This is a genomic window from Flectobacillus major DSM 103 (assembly GCF_000427405.1).
GTDB lineage: Bacteria > Bacteroidota > Bacteroidia > Cytophagales > Spirosomataceae > Flectobacillus > Flectobacillus major.
This window is the reverse complement of sequence record NZ_KE386491.1, coordinates 743079-766235: the sequence shown is the minus strand read 5'-3', so window position 1 is coordinate 766235 and position 23157 is coordinate 743079. Positions and strand designations below refer to the sequence as shown.

The following is a 23157-nucleotide window of genomic DNA, read 5'->3' as shown; positions in this document are numbered from 1 at the left end:
CTGATTTAGAACTTTACGCCTATTTTTTTTAAATATAATACAAAAGTGCTTCTTTCATTTCTTTGGCACTCACAACTATATCAAAGCCACATTGGCCAATCCCTCCCAACAACGAAAAACGCACCTCTTTACCTTTATTCTTTTTGTCTTGAGCTGTTAGGGCAATAATTGCGTCAATATCTTGCTCATAAATGGTAGCTCGTCCATACACCGCAAAAATAAACTCTTCTATCTCGGCCAAAGCCTTTTCATCAATCATGCCTCGTTGGTATGAAATATAGGCTTCGCAAATCATACCAGCAGCAATAGCCTCGCCATGCAACAAATGTAATTTGGGTTTTCCTAAATAAAATGTTTCGATAGCATGCCCTAAAGTATGTCCAAAATTCAGAATTTTACGCAACCCTTTTTCTGTTGGGTCTTGAGCCACAACATGTTTTTTGATTTCTACCGAATGGGTTATCAAATCTGTAAAATCTTGCTCGGCAAAATCCTTTCTCTTGATTTGCTGCCATTTTTGGGCATCAGCAATTAAACAATGCTTAACAATTTCGGCAAAACCAGAACGAAGTTCCCGCTCAGGCAATGTTTTCAAGAAAGCTGCATCTATTAATACAGCATTCGGAATTCTAAAAACGCCAATATGATTTTTAAATCCATGAAAATCGATACCCAATTTTCCTCCAACACTGGCATCTACCTGCGACAAAAGCGTGGTGGGCACTTGAACAAAATCAATCCCTCGTTTGTAAGTAGAAGCACAAAAGCCGCCCATGTCACCAATTACACCACCCCCAATATTAATCACCAAGCTATGTCTATCCAGTTCGGCATCGGTCATACCTTGCCAAATTTTCTCACAAGTTGTTAAGTTTTTTTCCTCCTCGCCCGATTTGATCTGCGTAAGCGTATGCTTAGGTAAAAGCGGTTTTACCAAAGGATAACAATGGCGTTTGGTTTTTTCATCCACAATTACATGGATTTTGGAATATGTATTTTCAGAAAGAAATTGAGGTAAGCTTTCCGTAATAGAAGCAATAACAACAGAAGACATCTTAGTATTTGATTAACGTTTTGTCTTCAAAATTACCCATTTTCTTCGATACCCAAATCACAAGATATGTTTTATTTGTCCTTGATACGGCAATAAGGTTTTATCTTCTGGCGATAATTCGGTAATCAAATAATCTACTTTGTTGATAGCAGTAACTTTATAACGCAACGAAGAATTAAGTTTTTCGGAAATCGTAGGAGCAATTACTTGTCGAGACGCATTAATCATTGCTTTTTTGACCTGCACCACATCATAATCCGAATCGGTGATACCTTCCACATCCATACCATTTACACCCAAGATACATAAATCGGCCTTGATTTCATCTATTTTCTGAACTACCTCTGCTCCTATTGCCACTTTAGAGTCGTTGGAAAGCTGCCCACCCAAAAGAATCACTTTTACCTTGGGGTGTTCTACCAATTCGAGGGCAATCAGCGGGCTAATTGTAAAGAAAGTTATATGCAAATACTCAGGTAGCCGTTTGGCAATTTCACGCATGGTTGTGCCCCCACTGGTAAGAATTACCATACCATCTTTGATAAGCTTAATTGTTTTTTGAGCAATAACTTCCTTCTTTTCGTAAGCATAGGTATCAATCTGTCGAGCCGACACATTATAGGATTTGGATAAAGCTCCACCATGCACTTTGATAATTTTCCCTTCGGTAGCCAACTCATTCAAATCCCTTCGGATCGTATCTTCAGAAACATCGAGGGCAATACTCAGGTCGGAAGAAAGAATTTTGTTATGCAAATTAATTTCTTTGATAATAAAGGACTGTCGTTCTTTTTTTAACATAGTTTATTGATATCAGTGGCAAAATGCGTTTTTATGCCTATTTGAAAAGAGCAGGTATTAAGCCTATGCTAAGGAATTATACCTATATATGGTAAAATATTTATATAAATTTAAACAAATCTCAATAAATTCAATATTTTTGTCAATATTTCATCAGCACATTCATTGCAGGTATTTGCTTGTTTGTGTGAATTGATAAATAGACAAAAATGCAAAAACCTGCAAAACACTCCCATTCACTCAAATTTAACCATTTATTGACTTATGAAAAAACATCTCCAAATTCCTTTGTTGGCTTTGCTAGGGTTTATGCTATTGTCAATTACGACATTGGCACAAAACTATACCATCAAGGGTAAAATTGTATCTCAGGCAGGTAACGAGCCACTTGCAGGAACATCTGTACTTGTAAAAGGTACAACGCTTGGTACAGTTGCCGATGCCAAAGGAGAATACACTCTTAGGGTGAATCTGAAGGAAGGTAATTATGAGTTAGTTTTTCGCTCAATTGGCTACAAAAATCTATCGAAGGCTATTACTTTAGGTAGCAGCACCAACCTCAACCTTGACATCAGCCTTGCCGACGACGATGCTTTTGCACTCGACGAAGTAGTTTTTACGGGTTCAACACTATCTGCCAACAAAAGAGAGTTGGGAAATACTATCAATTCGGTAAAAGCTGAAGAACTTCAAAAATCAGGTGCAACCAACGTTTTCTCGGCTCTTCAAGGAAAAGTACCAGGTGCTCAAATCACCCAAAACTCTGGCGACCCTTCAGGGGGTATTTCTATTCGCCTAAGAGGTACAAAATCGTTGCGGGGTAGTTCTGACCCATTGTATGTAATTGACGGTGTGGTAGTGAGCAACTCATCGACCAACGTTTCGCAAGTAGCCTTGAGCGACCAAGCTGGAGCTGCTAACTTAGGAACAAACCGTATGGCTGATGTAAACCCTAACGATATCGAAACCATCAACGTTCTTAATGGAGCTGCGGCGGCCGCTGTGTATGGTTCTCGGGCAAGCAATGGGGTCATTATTATTACTACAAAAAGAGGAAAATCAGGAGCACCTAAAGTGACTTTCTCGACGAGTGTGAATGTAAATGAGCTACGTAAAAAAGTATTTGTAAGCACTTATGGCAAACAATTTGGTTTTGCAGGGTTGCGTTTGCACACGATTGGCGGTATTTCGGCAGCCCAAATTGCTGCGAACCCTGGTGTTACTACCGTGGGGATAGTTCGTGATGGTGCAACTACACAATTAGCAACAAACTTGGTAGATGTAACACGCTATGATTACCAAGACCAAATTTATAGAACGGGCTTAGGTACAGACAACTACTTATCGATTACAGGTGGTACAGAAAAAACACAATACTTGGCTTCTATTTCTTACATGAAAAACCAAGGTATTATCAAAGGCTCTGATTTTCAAAGATATGGACTAAAAGTACGTGTAGACCAACACTTAACCAACTGGGCAAAAGTATCGGCAGGCTTAAACTATATCAATAGCTTCTCGAATGAAAAACCAAACGGAAACGTATTTTATAGCCCTATCAACTCGGTAAACATCACCAACAATATTTACGATATTACAAAGCGTGATGCCGCAGGAAACTTATTGGCTGTCGAACCTTCGCGGGTGAATCCACTTTCTACTATTGAAGATATGGATTTTACACAATCAACCAACCGTACTATTGCTGATTTGCAACTGAACCTAACACCATTGAAAGGCTTAACGATTGACTGGATTGTAGGTATTGATGCTTTTTCACAATTAGGCAAAAATACTATTAAACCTTATCCTTATGCCACAGAGGCAGGTTTACCACTAGAACGATATCCTTTGGGCTTCGCAGCAATTGCTACAAGCAATACAATGTTGTTCAATACCGACGTTAACATTGGCTACGACAAATACCTGTCTGACAACCTTCACATGACCTTAACTGGAGGTTTTAACCACCAGTATTCACAAACAGACTTTACGACTACCACTGGCCAAAACTTAGCTCCGTTTATTACTACAATAAGTGGTGCATCAAGTACTTCTATTACGGGGGCTTATGGCCTTGACCGCTACGCTGTAACAGGTCAGTTTTTTCAAGCTACTTTTGGCTACAAAAACAAAGCATTCTTGACAGGTGCGATTCGTAGAGATGGTTCAACGATTTTCTCGCCAGACCAAACCAACCAGTTATATCCAAAAATCAGTGGTTCTTATGTATTGTTGGAAGGACAAGATGGCTGGTTGAATGGAGCAAAGTTACGTGCTTCGTTTGGCGATGCAGGTGGGTTAACAGCCTTGGGTACTTACGACCGTTTTTGGCAGTTTTCGCCAGCCGCTTATTTGGGCAAAAGCACCATTTTACCAGGTCGCCAATTGGCCAACCCTTCTGTAAAACCAGAACGTATGCGTGAACTAGAATTTGGTGGCGATTTTTCTTTGGTAAAAAACAAAATTTCATTGGGCGTAACCTACTATGCTCAAAAAATCAGCGACTTGGTTGTAAACCGAGTACTTGCTGCGTCGTCGGGTGGTACTAGTATTGTCAACAACGTGGGTGAAATGGAAAACAAAGGTTTTGAGATTTCACTTGGTGCATCCCTTGTAAAAACCAAAGATTTCAAATGGGATGCCAATGTAGTATTTAGTAGCAACCGCAACAAAATTACGAAGTTGCCAGGTGGCAATGTAGCTATTACCAACGTTGCAGGAGCCCCAATATTCTTGATTGAAGGCCAGCCAGCTTCGGTATTTTATGGCAACCCTTATGCCCGCAATGCCGATGGCTCGTATTTACTCACAGCTCAGGGCTTTCCTCAACGTGAAAGAGGTACACAAAACGGTATTTTGTCTTATACTCCTCAACGTGACGACAAAGGACAACCTACTGGAGCATTTATCAACACTATTATCGGTAATCCTAATCCAGACTGGACAGGCTCATTTAGCTCAAACTTCCAATACAAACGCCTTTCATTCAGATTCTTGTTAGATGCCGTTCAAGGAGTAGACGTATTCAATGCTGACAAACGTACTCGTAATAACGTAGGTATCGGCGATATTGCCGACGCTGAATTAAAAGGAACATTACCAAGAGGAACAGCATTTGCTTTAGTACCTATCGAAGAATACCGTGTAGACAATGGTTCTTTTGTAAAACTTCGTGAATTATCACTAGGCTATTCTTTCCCTAAATTATTGGCTGGTAAATACGACCTTAATGTTTCTTTGGTAGGCCGCAACCTTGTTTCATGGGACAATTACAATGGTTATGACCCAGAAACCAATGCTGGTGGCAATAGCAGTTTGTTGAGAGGTGTAGACTTTGGTAACGTACCTATTCCAAGAACGTATCAATTAACCGTAACAGCTAATTTCTAATGAACCAAGCAAAAGCAATGCTCTTGTAGGTCAACCTTGAAAAGAAATTTTTGAATTGATTAAAAACCACCTTCAATTAGGTATGAAAAAATATTTGATTAAATCATCCATCTTAGGGTTAGCTTTGACATTAGGGCTTGGTGCCTGCCAAAGCGAGTATCTTAATCCGAGTAGTGCCAGTGAAACACAGGCTGTAAACGATGCCAACGGACTTATTGCCTTGTGTAATGGCCTCGAATATCGTTATACCGTTACTCGTAGTAGCCCCATTTATGCTTCAATTACAGCAGCAGGACTTACTACAAAATCGTTAAAAGTACTAAATGCTGGTAATGCCGACGAAGATTTTCTTGAAAAAGGCGGTGCCAATGTTACCGAAACCAATAGTATTATCCGAAACCTTTGGGAACAATCAAACTTAGTAAAAGCCAATGCCGATTTAATTCTAAAAAATACCGATAAAGTCAGCGATGCTTCGCTACGTGCTTATATTGTGGCTCATGCTTCTATTTTCAAGGCAATATCGCTGGGTACATTGGCTCAATTTTTTGAAAAAGCTCCTATAATTGTAGCAGAGTCGGCTCAGTTCAATACACGCCAGGAGGTGCTACAAGAGGCCGTACGTTTGTTAGAAACAGCAGCATCCAGCTTGAATGGCGTAAATATGCCTACTACTTTTTCAAACAGAATTGCAGGCGGTATCGACTATATAAATACAGCCAATGCTTTAGCGGCACGTTATTACTTGATGCTTGGCAATAACGATAAAGCCCTTGAGTTGGCAAATAAAGTGGATTTGACCAAAAAATCAGAATACAAATTTGATGAACAAAGCCGTAACCCTATTTATGAAACAGCTTTGAGTAATATCAACGTATATCAGCCACTCGATTTGAATATGGGGCTACCAACAGCACTAGCCCCAAGTACCGACGACAAACGTATTGATTTTTACTTTGTATCAAGAACGCCGTCGCAAGGTACATTACGAGGCAAAGGCTTTTTTACTGCTAATGCAGCTTCTATTCCTGTGTATTTGCCAGGAGAAGTTACCTTGATAAAGGCAGAGGCCTATGCCCGTAAAAATGACTTGACCAATGCCACAACGGAGTTGAATAAGGTACTTACCAAAAAGACTGATATTTGGACAATAGGAGCTGATTTGCCAGCTTATGGTGGTGCTAATACTCAGGATGCTCTTTTGAATGAAATATACAAAAACCGCCGTATAGAGCTATTTATGAGCGGATTAGAACTAGAAGATAGTCGTCGTTTTAACAGACCAGCAACAGAAAGAACACGCAATTTCTACCCGTATCCTTCAACTGAACGTCTGAACAACCCTAATACACCTGCTAATCCTAGCAATTAAGGTGTATAAGTTAAAGTATAAAGAAATACTTACTATACTTCACAACTAAACTATCTGACCTGTAGGTATAAAACCTACAGGTCTATTATATTCACTATTATTTTTATTAAATATCTGATTAATAGACTGTTACTAAAAACACCCAGAGTTGCACGATATACACATAGTATTTACCGAGTAGTATAGTGACATACTTTGCAAAACTTCGTTTAACATGCCGATCTATACTAATTATCAATAGATTTACACAGACGTACTATTAGTCCCTTTTTAAAATTTAGCTACAAAATTTTGAAATCAATTTGTACTCCTGTATCTGTTTGTACCTATACAAACACATCGTCTTTTCTAATTTTTAATTTTAAACAATACATACATTATGAAAAAAAAGCTACACGCTAGATTTTTTTGGCTTGTTACTTCTTTGACGCTCATTTTGATAGGACAAGACGTACACGCCCAAAATCTTCAAATCACAGGTAAGGTTAGTGCTCTATCAGATGGCAGTGCACTTCCAGGGGTCAATGTCCTAATAAAAGGAACGTCCAAAGGTACTACAACCGACTCTAAAGGAAATTACAAGATTACAGCTAGTGCCAACAACATCCTCGTATTCTCTTCGATTGGCTACATCAAACAAGAAGTCAACGTTGCATCTCAATCAGTTATCAACATTCAATTAAAAGAAACTACCGACCAGCTCGATGAAGTGGTAGTTACAGCCTTGGGACAAACACAAGAAAAGCGTGCTGTGGGCTATTCTATACAGGCTGTCAAAGCAGACGAAATCAAAAACTCAGGCGAACAAAACCTTGTAGGGGCTCTTCAAGGAAAAATTGCAGGGGCTGTTATTACTGGCTCGGGGGGTGCCCCTGGGGCTGGGGTTAATATTATTCTTCGTGGAATTACCTCGCTAAGTAGTGGTTCAGACAACCAACCCTTATTTGTAGTCGATGGTATCATTATTAGTAACTCAACCAACTCTGGTAACCCATTGCCTAGTGCGGGTTCAAACTCGCCAAGTGCCTCAGAGCAGTTTGCTAATACCAACCGTGCTGCCGACATCAACCCCGACGACGTAGAGTCTATATCGGTTCTTAAAGGCCCTGCGGCCACGGCTCTATATGGTTTGCGTGCCTCGAACGGTGCAATTATTATTACCACCAAACGAGGAAAAGCAGGCAAAATGAATATTACGGTTTCGTCTTCGGTAGGTTTTGACAACGTCAACAAAACACCTGCCTATCAAAACCGTTTTATACAAGGTCGTTTTGGTGAATTTATTGATGAAAAAGATGTAGCTACCAGAAGTATATTCCGTTCTTTTGGCCCTTCTATTATTGGTAATACTACCGACAAAATTTATGATAATCTTAAAGATTTTTATACAACGGGTTTCAGAAACAACAATAACCTAACCATTACCAAAGGTTCTGAAAAAGGCAATATCTATTTCTCATTGGGCCGTTCTTATCAAAAAGGAATTGTACCTACTACCGATTTTGGCCGTACTTCTATCAAACTTGCAGGTACATACAAGCTTAGTCAAAAATTAACGGCTTCGGCTTCGCTCAACTATATTAATTCGGGAGGAAACCGCCCTCCTTCTGGCGACAAGTCTATTTTTAGTTCGCTTTCGTATTGGCCCAATTCGTATGATGTAAACGACTATATCAATCCAAACGGTACTCAGAAGAATATTACACTTGGTGTAGTAGATAACCCAAGGTATTTGGTAGAAAAAAGCCCTCGTATCGACAATGTCGATCGTTATATCAGCGATTTGACCTTTAATTATGAATTTAATAAATGGCTTTCGGCAAAATACCAAGTTACTTACGATACTTACCACGAAACCCGCACACGTCAAGTAGATAGTACTTTCGATGTTGGCTTACAAGTAAAGGGCTTTTTTGTACGTGACAACTTAAATTATCGTGAAGTAAACTCCAATTTTTATGTAACAGCCAAAAAAGACTTCTCATCTACACTAAATGGCTCATTGATGGTCGGTAATTCAATCGTTGATAGCGAACGCCCAGACAGCTATTATGTACGTGGCGAAGGTTGGATTGCCCCATATAGTGCCAACGAAACAAGCTACCGAAACCAGCAAACTCGTCCATATTCGCCCAATCATTACCGAATTGTCAGCTTTTTTGCCGATGCAAAATTGAATTATAAAGATTTATTGTACGTCAACCTTACTGGTCGAAACGATATGGTATCGACACTTCCAACGGCCAATAATTCATTCTTTTACCCTTCGGTAAACGTTGGTTATGTATTTACCGAATCGCTACCTAAAAATGACTGGCTCTCTTATGGTAAACTACGGGCATCGTGGGCACAAGTGGGTAAAGGAACAGACCCTTACGTAACAGGTGCTTATTATAATATTGTTGACAATTTCCCTTTCAACAACACCGTTCCGGGGTATATCCGACAAAGTACAACAGCCGACCCTAACCTAAAACCAGAAAGAACAACTTCTATTGAAATAGGTACAGAACTGCGTTTCTTGAAAAACCGTTTGATGATTGATGCTACCTACTTTACCATGGATAGCAAAGACCAAATCGTAAATGCTCCAGTTACCAATGCCTCGGGGTACTCTCGTTATTATACCAATATTGGTCTTATCCGCAACCAAGGTGTTGAATTATTGGTGAGTGGTAAGCCTATTCAAACCCCAAGCTTTACATGGGACATGTCGCTCAACTGGTCTAAAATGGAAGGTAAAGTAATAGAAATGCCCGATTACCTACAAGAAATTGTTTATTATGACAACGGTACGTCTGCTCTCAAAATCAAACAAGGCAGTAAACTTGGCGACTTATGGGGTTATGATTATTTGCGTGCACCCGACGGCCAGGTTATTGTTCAGGCAAATGGGTTTCCGCGTGTAAGTACAACCGCAACACAAATTGGCAATGCTTTACCAAAATGGACAGCAGGTCTCAATAATTCATTTACTTATAAAGGATTAGGCGTTTCATTTTTGCTAGAATGGCGACAAGGTGGCGATGTCGTAGACCTTGCCGAAGTAAACTCAGTAAGAAATGGCGTTACAAAACTTACCGAAACTCGCTACGAACAAGTCGTATTCAATGGCGTTGTTGAACAAAAGAATGCAGATGGAACCCTTTCATACCTGCCTAATACAAAAGTAGTGTACCTCGACGATAACTATTACCGCTCTGCTACTCAGTTCTACAACTGGTCAAGATTAGTTATCCAAGACGGTTCGTGGTTTCGCCTCAGAAGTGTGAGTGTCAATTATGCTTTACCCAAAAAGCTTATAGCCAACACGGTATTCAAAGGTGGTGTTAGATTCAACTTTACTGGTACAAACTTATTCTTGAACACACCATTCCGTGGTTATGACCCCGAAGCCCTTGCTTTTGGCTCTGGCACCAACTTGATTGGGTTTGTCGGTAGAAACAACCCTTCTACCCGTAGTTTTCAAGTAGGGGTTACTCTCAATTTATAGGAATGAATAGCGGTATATTAAATCAGAAAAACAATGAAAAGTATATATAAAAAATATTGTCTAGGACTCTTTGCTGCCGTAGCAGTGGGTTTTACAAGTTGCAAAGATTTTTTGGATGTCAACACCAACCCTACCCTAAAAGGCGATGTTACCATACAAGAATTATTGCCAACTGCCGAATTCTATACATCCGAAGCCAGCTATAACCAAGCTTATATTACCTGTCAGTACTCGCAGCAAATAGGTAGTAATACAGCTCCGGGGGGGCTCGACTCTCAAGAAGAAACAGAAAACAGCACAGGATGGACCAACTTCTATCTGAATGTTTTGCCTCAGCTCAACCTCGTTATTACGAAAGCCCAAACCGAAGCTGCTCCTGCTTATGTAGGTGTTGCCAAAGTATTATTAGCCTACAACCTCGGAATAGCCACAACCAACTGGGAAAACATTCCTTTTTCACAAGCTGACCAGAAAAACTTTGCCCCAACCTACGATTCTCAGCAAAGCGTTTATACCAATATCCAAAAACTATTGGATGAGGCCATTGTCGAGCTTCAGAAAAATACAGGCACAAAACCAAGTACCGACGACATTGTTTATAATGGCGACCTTACTAAATGGACAAAGTTGGCTTATACCTTAAAAGCTAGATTTGCAATGCACCTATCTGTCAAAAATCCAACACAGGCTGCCCAAAATGCCTTGCTTGCTCTACAGAATGGTTTTAAAAGTAACGACGACGATTTTCAGTTGACTTATAATAGCAAGAACCTTGGCCCTTGGTATAGCAGAGTGGCACTCGCCAATACAACAGGCAACTTGTCGATTACTCATAGTGCTACCCTCATCGACCTTATGAATGGCAAAAGTAATGGTGTTATTGATCCTCGCTTGGGTAAAATTGCAACCTTACGCCGCAACCAAATAACCTATAGTGGTGTTAGTCCAGGTACAGGTGGAGGCTCAAGCGTTGACCTCACCAAAGATTCATGGCATTCAGGACTTAACTCGCCTTTGCAATTTGTGACTTATGCCGAAGCCAAAGCCATCGAAGCCGAAGCTCGTTTTATTATCAATGGCGGCACAATCACTAGCAAAGGTACTACTACAGAAGGGTACAATGCGTATATAGAGATGATTCGCTCAAACATGAAAAAAATAGGTGTAAGCGATAGCGATATTAGCAAATACTTCACCAATACTTCTATTCAAATCGGAGCAACCGAGCTAACAATGTCGCATATTCTGGCCGAAAAACTCAAAGCAATGTTTTTGATTGGCGATATATGGACGGACATCCGTCGCTATCAATATGCAATTATTCCTGCTCCTGCCAACCTCAATGTTGACTTACAAGGGCTAAGAATCCAACGGATGATATATCCTGCATCAGAAACATCACGCAATTCGGCCAATGCAAAACTTAATACCAAGCTGTTCAACGAACCTATGTGGATGTTTAGTAAATAATTTTAACACGTTTTTACTTTCTTAAAAATATGAAAACAAAATCAATATTATCGGGCTTCATGATGCTACTTGTATTGGCTATGAGCTCTTGCTATAAAGAAGATTCAATTATCGAGGATATTATTACCTCAAAAGGAAAGGTAGCCCAAATTGCCGTAGTGTGGGTGGGTACTACCCGCTTAACCACAACAGGTAGTGCCATTACAAGCGTAACCGTTGCGGCAGGTAGCTCGGTCAACTATACCATAGAATATACCACCGAAACACCCGTTAAGGAGTTTAAGGTATATACAGCGGCTACTAGCACAGGTACACAAACCTTGCTAACTACTGTACCCGCTAGCAATGCCAAATACGATGCAGCTCTTCGCAATTATGTTGTGACAATTCCTGTGAAAGCCTCAGATACCAAAGGAGCGAGTGTATTATATTTTGCTGAGATTGTAACAGAAAATGGCTTAGCTTCTGCCCAAAAAAGTGTTACAATTCGTACAACACCATAATATAATTACCCACGAAATCCCAAATTTAGTGAATGGTAATTAAGCGAGTGTGTGATTATTTTTGAATATGATTTGCACCGAAAGATGTGTCGTGCTGATATTGAACATGAAAAAAGGCGTTTGAAAAACTAATTTCGAACGCCTTTTCATGAATATCCACTAAATTTCTATCATTTGAGCAAATTATAAGCCTGTTCACTTGACAACCTTATGAATCACCACAAACACCAATAGGTGTTCTCTTTTAATATTACCTACAATTCGGGATGACTCATGTTTCATTTATTATACTATTTTTCAACAGCGAATGGTATTGTCAAGAGCATTTTCATTAAAAAAACAACATTCCAATACCACCTAACCACCGATTATCAGTATCTTAAACAAGATTTATACTTTATTCTACTGTTACAGATTTTGCTAGATTACGGGGTTGATCGACATTACAACCTCGTAAAACAGCAATATGATACGAAAGCAACTGCAACGGAATTACCGAAACCAACGGAATCAAAGCCTCGTGCATTGCTGGGATTTCTATAACATAATCGGCCATAGTTGGAATAAGCTTATCACCTTCTGTTACAATAGCGATTACCTGTCCTTTTCTTGCTTTCACTTCCTGAATATTAGATACTACTTTTTCGTAAGAACTATCTTTGGTAGCAATAAATACCACTGGCATTTCGGCATCGATCAAGGCAATAGGGCCATGCTTCATTTCTGCGGCAGGGTATCCTTCGGCATGAATATAAGAAATCTCTTTTAGCTTCAATGCACCTTCCAAGGCAACAGGAAAGTTGTAGCCACGACCTAAATAAATAAAATTGCGAGCATCTTTAAATTTCTCAGCAATGCCTTTTATTTTCTCATCGTTCTGTAATACTTTTTCTATTTTCGATGGAATACGTTCTAGCTCAAACAATAGTCGTCGGAAAGTATCTTCGTGTAAAGTTCCTTTTTTGCGAGCTACCGAAATAGCCATTTGTGTTAACACTACTACTTGAGCCGTAAAAGCTTTGGTAGATGCCACCCCAATTTCGGGGCCAGCATGAGTATACGCTCCTGCATGAGTAGCACGTGGAATCGACGAACCTACCACATTACAAACCCCAATAATTGTTGCACCCTTTGATTTGGCCAGCTCAATAGCCGCTAAAGTATCGGCCGTTTCGCCAGATTGCGAAATTGCAATCACAAAGTCACCTTCTTTAATGATAGGATTGCGGTATCTAAACTCCGAAGCATATTCTACCTCAACATTAATACGTGCCAGCTCCTCAAAAATATATTCGGCTACCAAGCCAGCGTGCCAAGAAGTACCACAAGCCACAATAACAATGCGTTTTGCCTTGGCTAGTTTGTCGATATATTCTCTCAAACCTCCCAATACTAAATGCCCGCTATCGGCATTTACACGCCCACGCAAACAATCAGCAACTGAGCGAGGTTGTTCAAAAATTTCTTTGAGCATAAAGTGGTCAAAACCACCTTTTTCGATAGCCTCCAACTCCAACTCAACTGTTTGAATATAAGGAGATTGTAAATCGTTATCAATATTTTTTACGGTTAGCTCTCCATCTCTTACTACAGCAATTTCGTAGTCGTTGAGATAAATCATTTCATGGGTATATTCAATGATGGGAGTAGCATCAGAAGCAAAGAAAAATTCGCCTTCGCCTACACCAATCACCAATGGAGAGCCTTTACGAGCAGCAATTAATTGGTTAGGAGCGGTAACATCCATGATAGCGATAGCATAAGCCCCCACTACCTCTTTCATAGCCAAACGCACTGCCTCTTCCAGCAAGCAACCTGTATTTACCTGAATATCCTCAATAAAATGGATGAAAACCTCCGAGTCGGTATCTGAGTGGAATACATGCCCTTTTTTCATCAAGTTTTTCTTAATTGAGCTATAATTTTCAATAATTCCATTGTGAATAATAGCCAAATTACCACTTGCCGAATAATGAGGGTGAGCATTTCTATCATTAGGTTCGCCATGTGTAGCCCATCGGGTATGCCCAATCCCAATTGTACTACTCAAGTTTTCGGAAGCGATGGTTTCTTCTAAGTCTTTTACCTTTCCTTTTTTCTTATAAACATTCAAAGCACCATTAAGTAGGGCAATGCCTGCACTATCATAACCACGGTATTCCAAACGTTTCAATCCTTTTATGATTAAAGGAGCAGCTTCGCGATGCCCAACATAGGCTACAATTCCACACATAGTATTCTGAGTTTCTGTTTTGATTATTGCTTATCAATAAGGATTAGTCTTATTTTATTTTGTAAAAATAATCAAATTGCTCAAACCTTAGCATATTTACCGAAAAATAAACGGCAATATATTACTGCAAAAATAAAGCGGAGAATCCAAAATATGAATTCTCCGCTTTATTTTATCTTTATGAAAGTTATGCTTCTAAGAAAGGAACAGCCAACTAAGGCAACTCACACGATATGTTATTTAGAAACATAAGTATAATATACTTTCAATTTTATTTTTCGGCTATCAAAAATAGCACTTGAATGCTCTGCTGAAATAAGTCTCGAACTTGACAGTACGGTTCTGGCTGTTGCAGAGCTCGAAGCCAATCCAATCCAGGTTGGTGTTACGATCCAGCCATTATTAGGATTTCTTCCTGAAATAATATTCTGAACGGCACTCGTTACATTAAAAGTAAAAGTATTGGTTTTGGCAGCATAAGTACAAATCTGAGTTTCGCTATTCAAGAATGAGAATATATTGCTTTTGCGAATGGGTCTATTGGCACCATTATCCTCGATCGCAATAAGCTCTTTGGTACGTACAAATCCAGGAACGGTAGCATCAGGTTCAAATACCAGTTCGGCTTTATTGATAGCAACATCCTTATTGTTTTTCAGCTTCAACAAACTTGGAAAACGTACTTTCATAGCCAAGCCTGTACCATTATCTACAAAAACTTTATAGTTAGCTTCGTTAGCAGGCAAAATATCGGCAGCATTCACCAATTTAGACAAAGCACCTGCACGTCTGGTAGTTACTTTGGTAAACCTTGCATTCTGTTCGCCAGTAGCAGTTGTACCATTAGCAAGATAAAAAGACAAAGCTTTGCTGGTAGTTACTGTGGTATCGACACCGCTTTTAGGATAAGTATAAGTATAGTGATAAAACAACTTTAGCTCACTATTATACGTTGAAAAGCCTAGTATAGCCGCATTATTGGCACTTTCGCTTACAACAACCAAACCTTTGATAATGTCCTTAAACTTATCATAAACGATAGCCGAAGCACTTTCTTTGTTTCTTAAAGCAAATATTTCGTTGGCTACACTTTTTGAAATTGGTATTTTTACGATAGCATATTTACCTGTATCTGCACTTGCATAAGGGTCACGAATAGGATGCAAACTACTCATCGTTAATGTTCCGATAGGTGTAGCATCATAAGCAGGCAATTCGCTATTGACATTATAAACAGTACTTACGCTTGGCGTAGCAGTACTTTTTACTCGGTACACCTTATAAGTCTGAGCCTTGTTGGTATCGCCAGAGACAAAACGACAATGCAAATGCAACGACAATGAATCGGCCGTTTCAATAATCGAAGTCTTGTAGGCTTTTGTACCCAATGTATCTATTTTGAGGGTATCAGCATTAGAAACCTGAAAAAAGGCTTTTGCACTTATATCGCCCATTTCTGGGTGGTTAGTATTACCTACAAATACCAATGAAGTACCCGAAGATTGCAAAGAATCTAACTGAATAGTTGACGAATTAACCGCGAGTGTATCGGTAAATAGCACCCCAATATCTTGGCCAAAAATTTCTGACCCGATTTCCTCAGGGTCGTCACACGCAAAAAACAAGGTACTTAACAACACAACCCAAAGGTTACGCACTTGCCAAATCTGTGTAAAGGTTGTAGTAGCTGTCGATATTTTCTTCAGGAACAAACTCGATTTTTTTGTCTGGTAATTCATCAAAAATTGCGTTAAATTTCTCCGTAACTTCTTCTTCTGAGGTAATCACAATATCTGCATATTCTGCACCAATTTTGATAAAGCCAGCATAGTCGGCAGTTTGTAAACTATCCAACATATTATCTTCAATATCCATTAATTTTACTTTTTCGTACAAACCATCTACGTCAAATTTGTGAGAAAAAGCACTATTGTATACCGAAAATACGACTTTAGCATCTTTGAACATGGGGTCGTTCTTATAAGTTGTTTTTAAATACAACGGTACAAGAGCCGTCATCCAATCATTGCAATGCACTATATCGGGCGACCACCCTAATTTCTTTACGGTTTCTAACGAGCCTTTGCAAAAGAATATTGCTCGCTCGTCATTATCCGAATAAAAGTTGTCTTCTTTGTCTGTAAAAACAGTCTTTCTTTGAAAGTAATCTTCGTTGTCAATAAAATATACTTGCAACTTTGCGGCAGGCAAACTTGCTACCTTAATAGTCACAGGCTTATCATCATCACCTACTGGAACGGTGAAGCCTGATAATCTTACAACCTCGTGAAGACGGTTTTTACGTTCATTAATCAACCCGAATCTTGGCACTAAGATTCTGATTTCCATACCTTTTTCCTGCATGGCTGCTGGTAATTTTCTAACAAAATCAGCAACTTGAGTTGTAGAAAGAAATGGGTCAACTTCGCTGGCAACGTAAAGGATACGCAATTTAGACATTGTTGTCGTAGTTAGGAGCTTAGTAGTTGTTAAAAAGTGTTAATCGGAAGAAAATTCTACAGGCTAAGTTCATGGCTTTATAAATGTATATTATAAATCCTTACTTAGCTTAATCAATAATCCGAACGATTAACTCAAACCAAAAACAAGCAGGGATTTCCAAAAAATTATGCAAAAATATAAAAAAAATACGGAAATTCCACAATCATTTTGCGAAGAATGTAAACTAAGCGTGTAGTTTTGGGGAAATTTTCATTTTATCTGGCTTATTTCTTCACTCGCTTAGGGTGATTACTCTATCAATATAGAGAAGCTAATTAAAACATAACCACCATGTTGATATTTCATAGCATTGTTGCTCTTCAGCAATACCTCGATGAACAACGAAAAAAAGGGCTTACGATAGGTTTTGTACCAACTATGGGTGCTTTACACCAAGGGCATATCTCATTAATCAATACTGCCAAGCACAATAATGACCTTGCCGTTTGTAGTATTTTTGTTAATCCTACACAATTCAACAATGCTCATGACCTTGCGGTGTACCCTCGTACCCTCGATGCCGACAGTGCTATGCTCGAAGCTGTAGGCTGCGATATTGTATTTGCTCCTTCGGCCGAAGAAATGTATCCTAAACCTACTTCACTCAAGTTTGACTTTGGTGATTTGGAACGTGTCATGGAAGGGCAGTTCAGGCCTGGACACTTCAATGGCGTTGGCATTGTGGTATCAAAGCTTTTCCATATTGTACAACCTAACAAGGCTTATTTTGGACAAAAAGACCTTCAACAATGTGCTATTATTAACTGCTTGGTACAAGATTTGAATTTTGATTTGGAACTAGTAATCTGCCCAACTCAACGAGAAAACGACGGCTTGGCGATGTCGTCACGCAATCGAAACCTTAGTCCAGAACAAAGAGCCCTCGCTCCTACGCTTTATGCCTGCCTACAACAAGCCAAAACACAACTTTTGGACAATATCGACATAGCTACGGTAAAAGAAAATCTTGCTAATCAGCTTGATGTTATAGCAGGTATCGAGCTCGAATATTTTGAAATTGCTGATTTTGAAACTTTACAACCCCTTTCTGGCGTTTTGAGCCAGAGGGCTTTGCCTACTAAAACGGCATTATGTATAGCTGCATTTTTAGGAAAAACTCGACTAATAGACAATCTCATTATTACGCATAGCTAGGCAAACTTGAATATCCTCAATTGTGTATGTGAGAACTATTGGCGTATCTTTGCAAAAGTTTTTCGTTGCAATTCCCTTTTAGGATTGGTAGTATTGAACAAGCAAGATTTGTTCAAAAGCGTAATTATTCAAACATTCAAACAGGAAGTCATGCTTATTCATGTCATGAAATCAAAACTCCACCGTGTTAAAATTACACAAGCGGAGTTAAATTATGTAGGTAGTGTAACCATCGACGAAGACCTCATGGACGCTGCTGGACTCATTGAAAATGAAAAAGTTCAAATTGTCAATAATAACAATGGCGAGCGATTTGAAACATACGTCATTAAAGGAGAAAGAGGGTCGGGTACGGTTTGCCTCAATGGTGCTGCAGCTCGTAGAGCTCAGGTTGGTGATATTGCTATTATTATTGCTTACGCAATAATGACACCAGATGAAGCCAAAACGCATCAGCCAAAACTGGTTTTTCCAGACCATAACAACAAACTGGTAAGTTAATTGAGTAGATTTTGGCTACAAAAATTTGGACAATGGACTGGTTTCATTGTCCATTTATTTTTCTCTGAATTCAATTATATTTGCTACACACGTGGCCTTGCCTGCCAAAGGCATTATCCTAATCAAATCTATGAAAAATGTTATTAAGTATGTAATTTCATTAACATTGGCAGCTTGCCTAATGTGGTTTGTGTTTAAAGACATCAATCTTTCCGAAATGCTTACTCAATTTGCCAATGCCAATTATTGGTGGATTATCTGTTCGGCACTTATGGGCTTGGTGGCTCATATTGCACGGGCAGCACGCTGGAAATTGCTAATGGAACCACTAGGGTTCAAACCTTCGACTTTCAAAACAACCTTGGCGGTATTGATGGGATACTTTGCCAACTACATTATTCCTCGTATGGGCGAAGTAACCCGTTGTGGAACTTTACAAAAAACAGATGATATTCCTTTTGAAAAATCTTTTGGTACAGTTGTTACCGAACGAATCTTTGATGTAGTAGTATTACTCTTGATTTTGGTATTAAACTTGGCTCTTGAATTTAGTAAACTCAAAGATTTCTTTTTACAGCAGTTTTCATCTAAAATTACTTTAATTATTGGTCTGTTGGTAGTGGTTGCTATTGGGGGTATTCTTGGCATTTATTTTTTTAGAAAATACCAAGAACAATTGGCCAAGCACCCAATTTTGGGCAAAGTAATTAGCTTAATCAATGGGTTAATAGATGGTGTGTTAAGTATCAGTAAAATGCAAAAACCAGGCTTATTTATTTTCTATACCTTATTGATTTGGGTGATGTATTACTTTTCAGCTTATGTCTTGTTTTTTGCTATTCCCGAAACCTCGCACTTGAGTATGCTAGCGGGCCTTACAGTACTCACGATGGGGAGTTTTGGTATGGCTGCCCCTACACAAGGCGGTATAGGGCCATATCATTTTTTGGTAGGAAATGCGTTAGTATTATATGGATTAGAACAACATAAAGGTATTATTTTAGCTACCTTTATACATGGCTCTCAAATGATTGCACTATTATTCTTAGGAGCTTTAAGTTTTGTTATTACCCTATTTTTAAAACCGAATCAGCCCAAAGCGATTCAATAATTGTAATTAATCTTGATATGATGACTGAATCAAAAATTTTTACATTGCCCCAAGCTGTTGAGCAAGTAGAACAATGGCAGGCTCTTGGGCAAAAAATTGTGTTTACCAATGGTTGCTTTGACATTGTTCATTTGGGACATATTGATTACTTAGAAAAAGCCCAACAATTAGGCCAAAAATTAGTACTTGGCCTCAATACCGATGCTTCGGTAAACAGGCTAAAAGGACCTACTCGCCCTGTAGTTAATGAGTATGCACGTGCTAGAATGATGGCAGCCTTCGCTTTTATAGATGCTGTCATTTTGTTCGACGAACCGACACCTTTGCAGTTGATAGAACAAATAAAACCTGACATTTTGGTCAAAGGTGATGATTATAGCATAGAAACTATCGTTGGCTCAGATTTTGTGTTATCAAGAGGAGGAGTCGTAAAAACGATTCCTTTAGTACAAGGGTATTCAACTACCGCTTTGATTCAAAAAATCAAACAATTATAGCTATTCACTATCAACTAAAACGAATAGATAGCTTTTCCTTTTACCATTTTAACAAACAAAACTATGACAGGAATTTGGTTAATTTCTTTGCTTTTTGCAGGAATCGGCATGTTTGTGAGTTGGCAACTAAAAAGTAAATTCAGAGAATACTCACAAATTGGCCTTGCTAATGGTCTTTCAGGACGAGAAGTAGCAGAAAAAATGTTGCGTGATAATGGCATCTTCGATGTTCGTGTGTTGTCGGTTGAGGGTCAGCTTACCGACCACTACAACCCTGCCGACAAAACCGTCAATCTTAGTCCTGATGTGTATTATGGCCGAAGTGCCTCGGCTGCAGCTGTAGCAGCCCATGAGTGTGGCCATGCGGTACAACACGCTACGGCGTATTCGATGTTACAATTTAGAAGCTCTATGGTACCTGCCCTTAGCATCGCCAATAATTTTACGCCCATGCTTTTAATGATTGGGGTAATGGTGATGTATTCGACAGGTAACAAATTACTATTAACGGTAGGAGTAGCATTATTTGCAATAGCTACACTTTTTAGTTTTGTAACACTACCCGTAGAGTTTGATGCTAGTAACCGTGCCTTAAAATGGATGGAACAACGCAATATTGTTACACCTCGTGAACATGATATGGCTAAAGATGCCCTCAAATGGGCAGCCTTAACTTACGTTGTTGCAGCATTAGGTATGTTGGCTCAGTTGCTCTATTACCTCAATATGCTTTCAGGACGTAGAAGTAATGACTAAGTATGAGTGTACGATTATAAATGCAAAGCTCTGAAGCTAAAGAACTAGGTATCTATCCTTATAGCTCATAATATCAGACTTGCGTTGTACAATTACTATAGAATTTGCCCCATTATTAGCTTAATAAAACCCTGATCACTATCAGGATTGTAGGATTTATTAGGTTTTCAGCATTAAGGTAAAACAATTCTGAAAGCCTCGTAAATCCTAAATTAACAATTCACAAACCACTCATTCACTAAATCACAACTAAAGAAGGGTGTAAACTTCGCTACATAGCCGAAATTTACACCCTTTATTGATAGCATTCAATGGTTTATTTCGACAGTTTACTATGCTTATAACCGTATGCAAAGTAAATTATCAGACCGATAATCAACCAAATCACAAAAATCGACCAGTTAGTAACGCCCAATTCTGTCATCAGATACAAATTGGTTAAAATACCCAATACAGGCAAAATCGAAAAATTATGTTTGAATGCCATCACAGCCAATCCAGCCCATACCAACCAAAACACTACCAGTAATGGCTTTTCAGCTATTTGGCTCATAAACAACTCATTATAAATAGCATAAGTAATACCAACTGCCAACAATCCACCTACAATATACTTTCCATTAAGATAAGGCACTTTAAACTTGGCATCTTTCGATAACCCTTGATAATCTAAATACAGAATCCCACCACATACCAAGATAAATGCAAAGAAAGTTCCTACACTTGTTAAGTCCACAAAAAAGCCCATATCCAAAAACAAAGAAGGAATAGCGACAACCAAGCCTGTAATAATGGTAGCAAAACCTGGCGTTTTGAATTTGGGGTGTATTACCGAGAATTTTTTCCATAATAACCCATCGCGGCTCATCGACATCCAGATACGAGGTTGCCCCATCTGATACACCAACAAAGCACTTGTAATAGCCACTACAGCCGAAACAGAAATTACTCCCGCAATAAAATCAAATCCGATTTTTTGAAATACATACGCCAATGGGTCATCAACTTTTAGTTCGGAATAATTAACCATACCCGTCAATACCAAGGTAATACAAACATACAAAACTGCACATATCACCAAACAATAAATCATGGCTCTTGGCAGGTCTCGTTGTGGGTTTTTGCACTCTTCAGCTGTTGTCGAAATCGAGTCAAAACCAATAAAGGCAAAAAATACTGAAGCAACTCCACCTAGTACACCTTGTGCACCATTCGGAGCAAAAGGAGACCAGTTTTCGGGTTTTACATAAAAAGCTCCCATACAAATCACCAAAAGAATTACCAATAACTTCAATACCACAAGCATATTACTAGCAGCACGCGATTCTTTGATACCAATATACACCAACGATGTAACCAAAATAGTAATAAGACCCGCAGGTAAATCTATCAACAACTTGATACCTCCCAAATCAGGGGCATTGCTAAAGGCTTTTGCAGCCAGTACTGTGGCATCAGGCAAAGCCTTCGTTGCAGTTTGGGTTTCGAGATAGGCACTATGTGCTGTTCCGTAGTCAATAGTCAAGTAATCAGGGAAATTAATACCAAAACCATGTAGCATTCCTACAAAATATTCAGACCACGATATAGCAACCACCATGTTGGAAACGGCATATTCAAGAATCAAGGCCCAACCGATAATCCAAGCAAATATTTCGCCAAAAGACACATAAGCATACGTATAAGCACTGCCCGAAACAGGCACCATAGAAGCAAACTGAGCATAACACAGGGCTGTAAATACACAGGCTATCGAAACAAAAATAAAGAGTAACGAAACCGCAGGCCCACCCTCAAAACTTGCTCGGCCGATTGTACTAAAAATACCCGCCCCAATAATTGCTGCAATCCCAAATGAAGTGAGGTCTCTTACCCCCAATACCTTCATAAGCCCTGAGGAATGCCCCTCTTCGCTCTGGCTTAGCACATTGCTGATTGTTTTTTTACGAAAAATAGAATTTTTTGACATTTAGTTTGATGTTTTAGTGTTTGGGTAGCAACAGCTAAAAAAGACTTTTAGAAAAGGTTACTAGTTGATGTATTGAATATTTTAGCTTTCCTCAAAATTAAAACAGAGGATATTTTCTGTTTTTTTAGAATAGTAAATTAAGTGTATTTTCTGAAAATTAAAGATTTTGCATTGCTTTTAGATATGAATTTAAGCACAAAGAGGTATTATTTCTCAGAAATTAGCTTAAATAGCTCAAGCCATTTTGCAAATATATACTTATAAGTGTATTCAAGACAAATAACAGTACTTTCAGAAAACCGACCAACATCGCAAACTAGGATTTTGGAAGGCTATTTAAGTCACCA

The 23157-nt window shown here is 39.0% G+C and carries 16 protein-coding genes; 10 read left to right on the top strand and 6 right to left on the bottom strand.

Translation table 11 applies throughout. The features are described 5' to 3' along the window. Positions 1-28: 28 nt before the first annotated feature. Positions 29-1054, bottom strand: a complete 1026-nt coding sequence (gene aroB, locus FLEMA_RS0105015; RefSeq protein ID WP_026994513.1) for a 3-dehydroquinate synthase — start codon at positions 1052-1054, stop codon at positions 29-31. Positions 1055-1111: 57 nt separating this feature from the next. Beyond that, a complete protein-coding gene (locus FLEMA_RS0105010; RefSeq protein WP_026994512.1) occupies positions 1112-1855 on the bottom strand; it encodes a DeoR/GlpR family DNA-binding transcription regulator in 744 nt (247 codons plus the stop codon). 264 nt (positions 1856-2119) lie between these two features. Here FLEMA_RS0105010 and FLEMA_RS0105005 point away from each other — a divergent pair, with 264 nt between their 5' ends. From FLEMA_RS0105005 to FLEMA_RS0104985, 5 genes are all read left to right on the top strand, one after another. Then, positions 2120-5248 (top strand): SusC/RagA family TonB-linked outer membrane protein, encoded by a 3129-nt coding sequence (locus tag FLEMA_RS0105005; protein ID WP_044170823.1) that lies wholly within the window; start codon positions 2120-2122, stop codon positions 5246-5248. A gap of 82 nt (positions 5249-5330) precedes the next feature. Next, positions 5331-6620 (top strand): RagB/SusD family nutrient uptake outer membrane protein, encoded by a 1290-nt coding sequence (locus FLEMA_RS0105000; protein ID WP_026994510.1) that lies wholly within the window; start codon positions 5331-5333, stop codon positions 6618-6620. 379 nt (positions 6621-6999) lie between these two features. Beyond that, on the top strand, positions 7000-10113 hold the full coding sequence (locus tag FLEMA_RS0104995; RefSeq protein ID WP_144080043.1) for a SusC/RagA family TonB-linked outer membrane protein: 3114 nt from the start codon (positions 7000-7002) through the stop codon (positions 10111-10113). A gap of 33 nt (positions 10114-10146) precedes the next feature. Next, positions 10147-11583: a SusD/RagB family nutrient-binding outer membrane lipoprotein gene (locus FLEMA_RS67560; RefSeq protein WP_044170820.1), complete on the top strand. Its 1437-nt coding sequence runs from the start codon at positions 10147-10149 to the stop codon at positions 11581-11583. A gap of 29 nt (positions 11584-11612) precedes the next feature. Then, positions 11613-12086, top strand: coding sequence for a hypothetical protein (locus FLEMA_RS0104985; RefSeq protein ID WP_044170818.1), 474 nt, complete (start codon positions 11613-11615; stop codon positions 12084-12086). Between the two features lie 397 nt (positions 12087-12483). On the opposite strand, the gene glmS is transcribed toward FLEMA_RS0104985, so the two are convergent. The 3 genes from glmS to FLEMA_RS0104970 form a co-directional block, all read right to left on the bottom strand. Further along, a complete protein-coding gene (gene glmS, locus FLEMA_RS0104980) occupies positions 12484-14319 on the bottom strand; it encodes a glutamine--fructose-6-phosphate transaminase (isomerizing) (protein ID WP_026994507.1) in 1836 nt (611 codons plus the stop codon). A gap of 236 nt (positions 14320-14555) precedes the next feature. After that, positions 14556-16058, bottom strand: a complete 1503-nt coding sequence (locus FLEMA_RS0104975; RefSeq protein WP_081681260.1) for a DUF4270 family protein — start codon at positions 16056-16058, stop codon at positions 14556-14558. Further along, positions 15970-16779, bottom strand: coding sequence for a glycogen/starch synthase (locus tag FLEMA_RS0104970; protein WP_026994505.1), 810 nt, complete (start codon positions 16777-16779; stop codon positions 15970-15972). Before FLEMA_RS0104970 ends, FLEMA_RS0104975 begins: the two co-directional genes overlap by 89 nt. Before the next feature lie 333 nt (positions 16780-17112). Here FLEMA_RS0104970 and panC point away from each other — a divergent pair, with 333 nt between their 5' ends. The 5 genes from panC (at position 17113) to FLEMA_RS0104945 (ending at position 20841) form a co-directional block, all read left to right on the top strand. Next, positions 17113-17976, top strand: a complete 864-nt coding sequence (gene panC, locus FLEMA_RS0104965) for a pantoate--beta-alanine ligase (RefSeq protein ID WP_026994504.1) — start codon at positions 17113-17115, stop codon at positions 17974-17976. 150 nt (positions 17977-18126) lie between these two features. Further along, positions 18127-18477: an aspartate 1-decarboxylase gene (gene panD / locus FLEMA_RS0104960; RefSeq protein WP_026994503.1), complete on the top strand. Its 351-nt coding sequence runs from the start codon at positions 18127-18129 to the stop codon at positions 18475-18477. Positions 18478-18607: 130 nt separating this feature from the next. Next, positions 18608-19588, top strand: coding sequence for a lysylphosphatidylglycerol synthase transmembrane domain-containing protein (locus tag FLEMA_RS0104955; RefSeq protein WP_026994502.1), 981 nt, complete (start codon positions 18608-18610; stop codon positions 19586-19588). A 20-nt stretch (positions 19589-19608) separates the two neighbouring features. Then, positions 19609-20085: a D-glycero-beta-D-manno-heptose 1-phosphate adenylyltransferase gene (gene rfaE2, locus FLEMA_RS0104950; protein ID WP_081681259.1), complete on the top strand. Its 477-nt coding sequence runs from the start codon at positions 19609-19611 to the stop codon at positions 20083-20085. Between the two features lie 63 nt (positions 20086-20148). Continuing rightward, a complete protein-coding gene (locus FLEMA_RS0104945; protein ID WP_026994500.1) occupies positions 20149-20841 on the top strand; it encodes a zinc metallopeptidase in 693 nt (230 codons plus the stop codon). A gap of 316 nt (positions 20842-21157) precedes the next feature. On the opposite strand, the gene FLEMA_RS0104940 is transcribed toward FLEMA_RS0104945, so the two are convergent. Further along, a complete protein-coding gene (locus FLEMA_RS0104940) occupies positions 21158-22810 on the bottom strand; it encodes an APC family permease (protein ID WP_026994499.1) in 1653 nt (550 codons plus the stop codon). Positions 22811-23157: the final 347 nt, after the last annotated feature.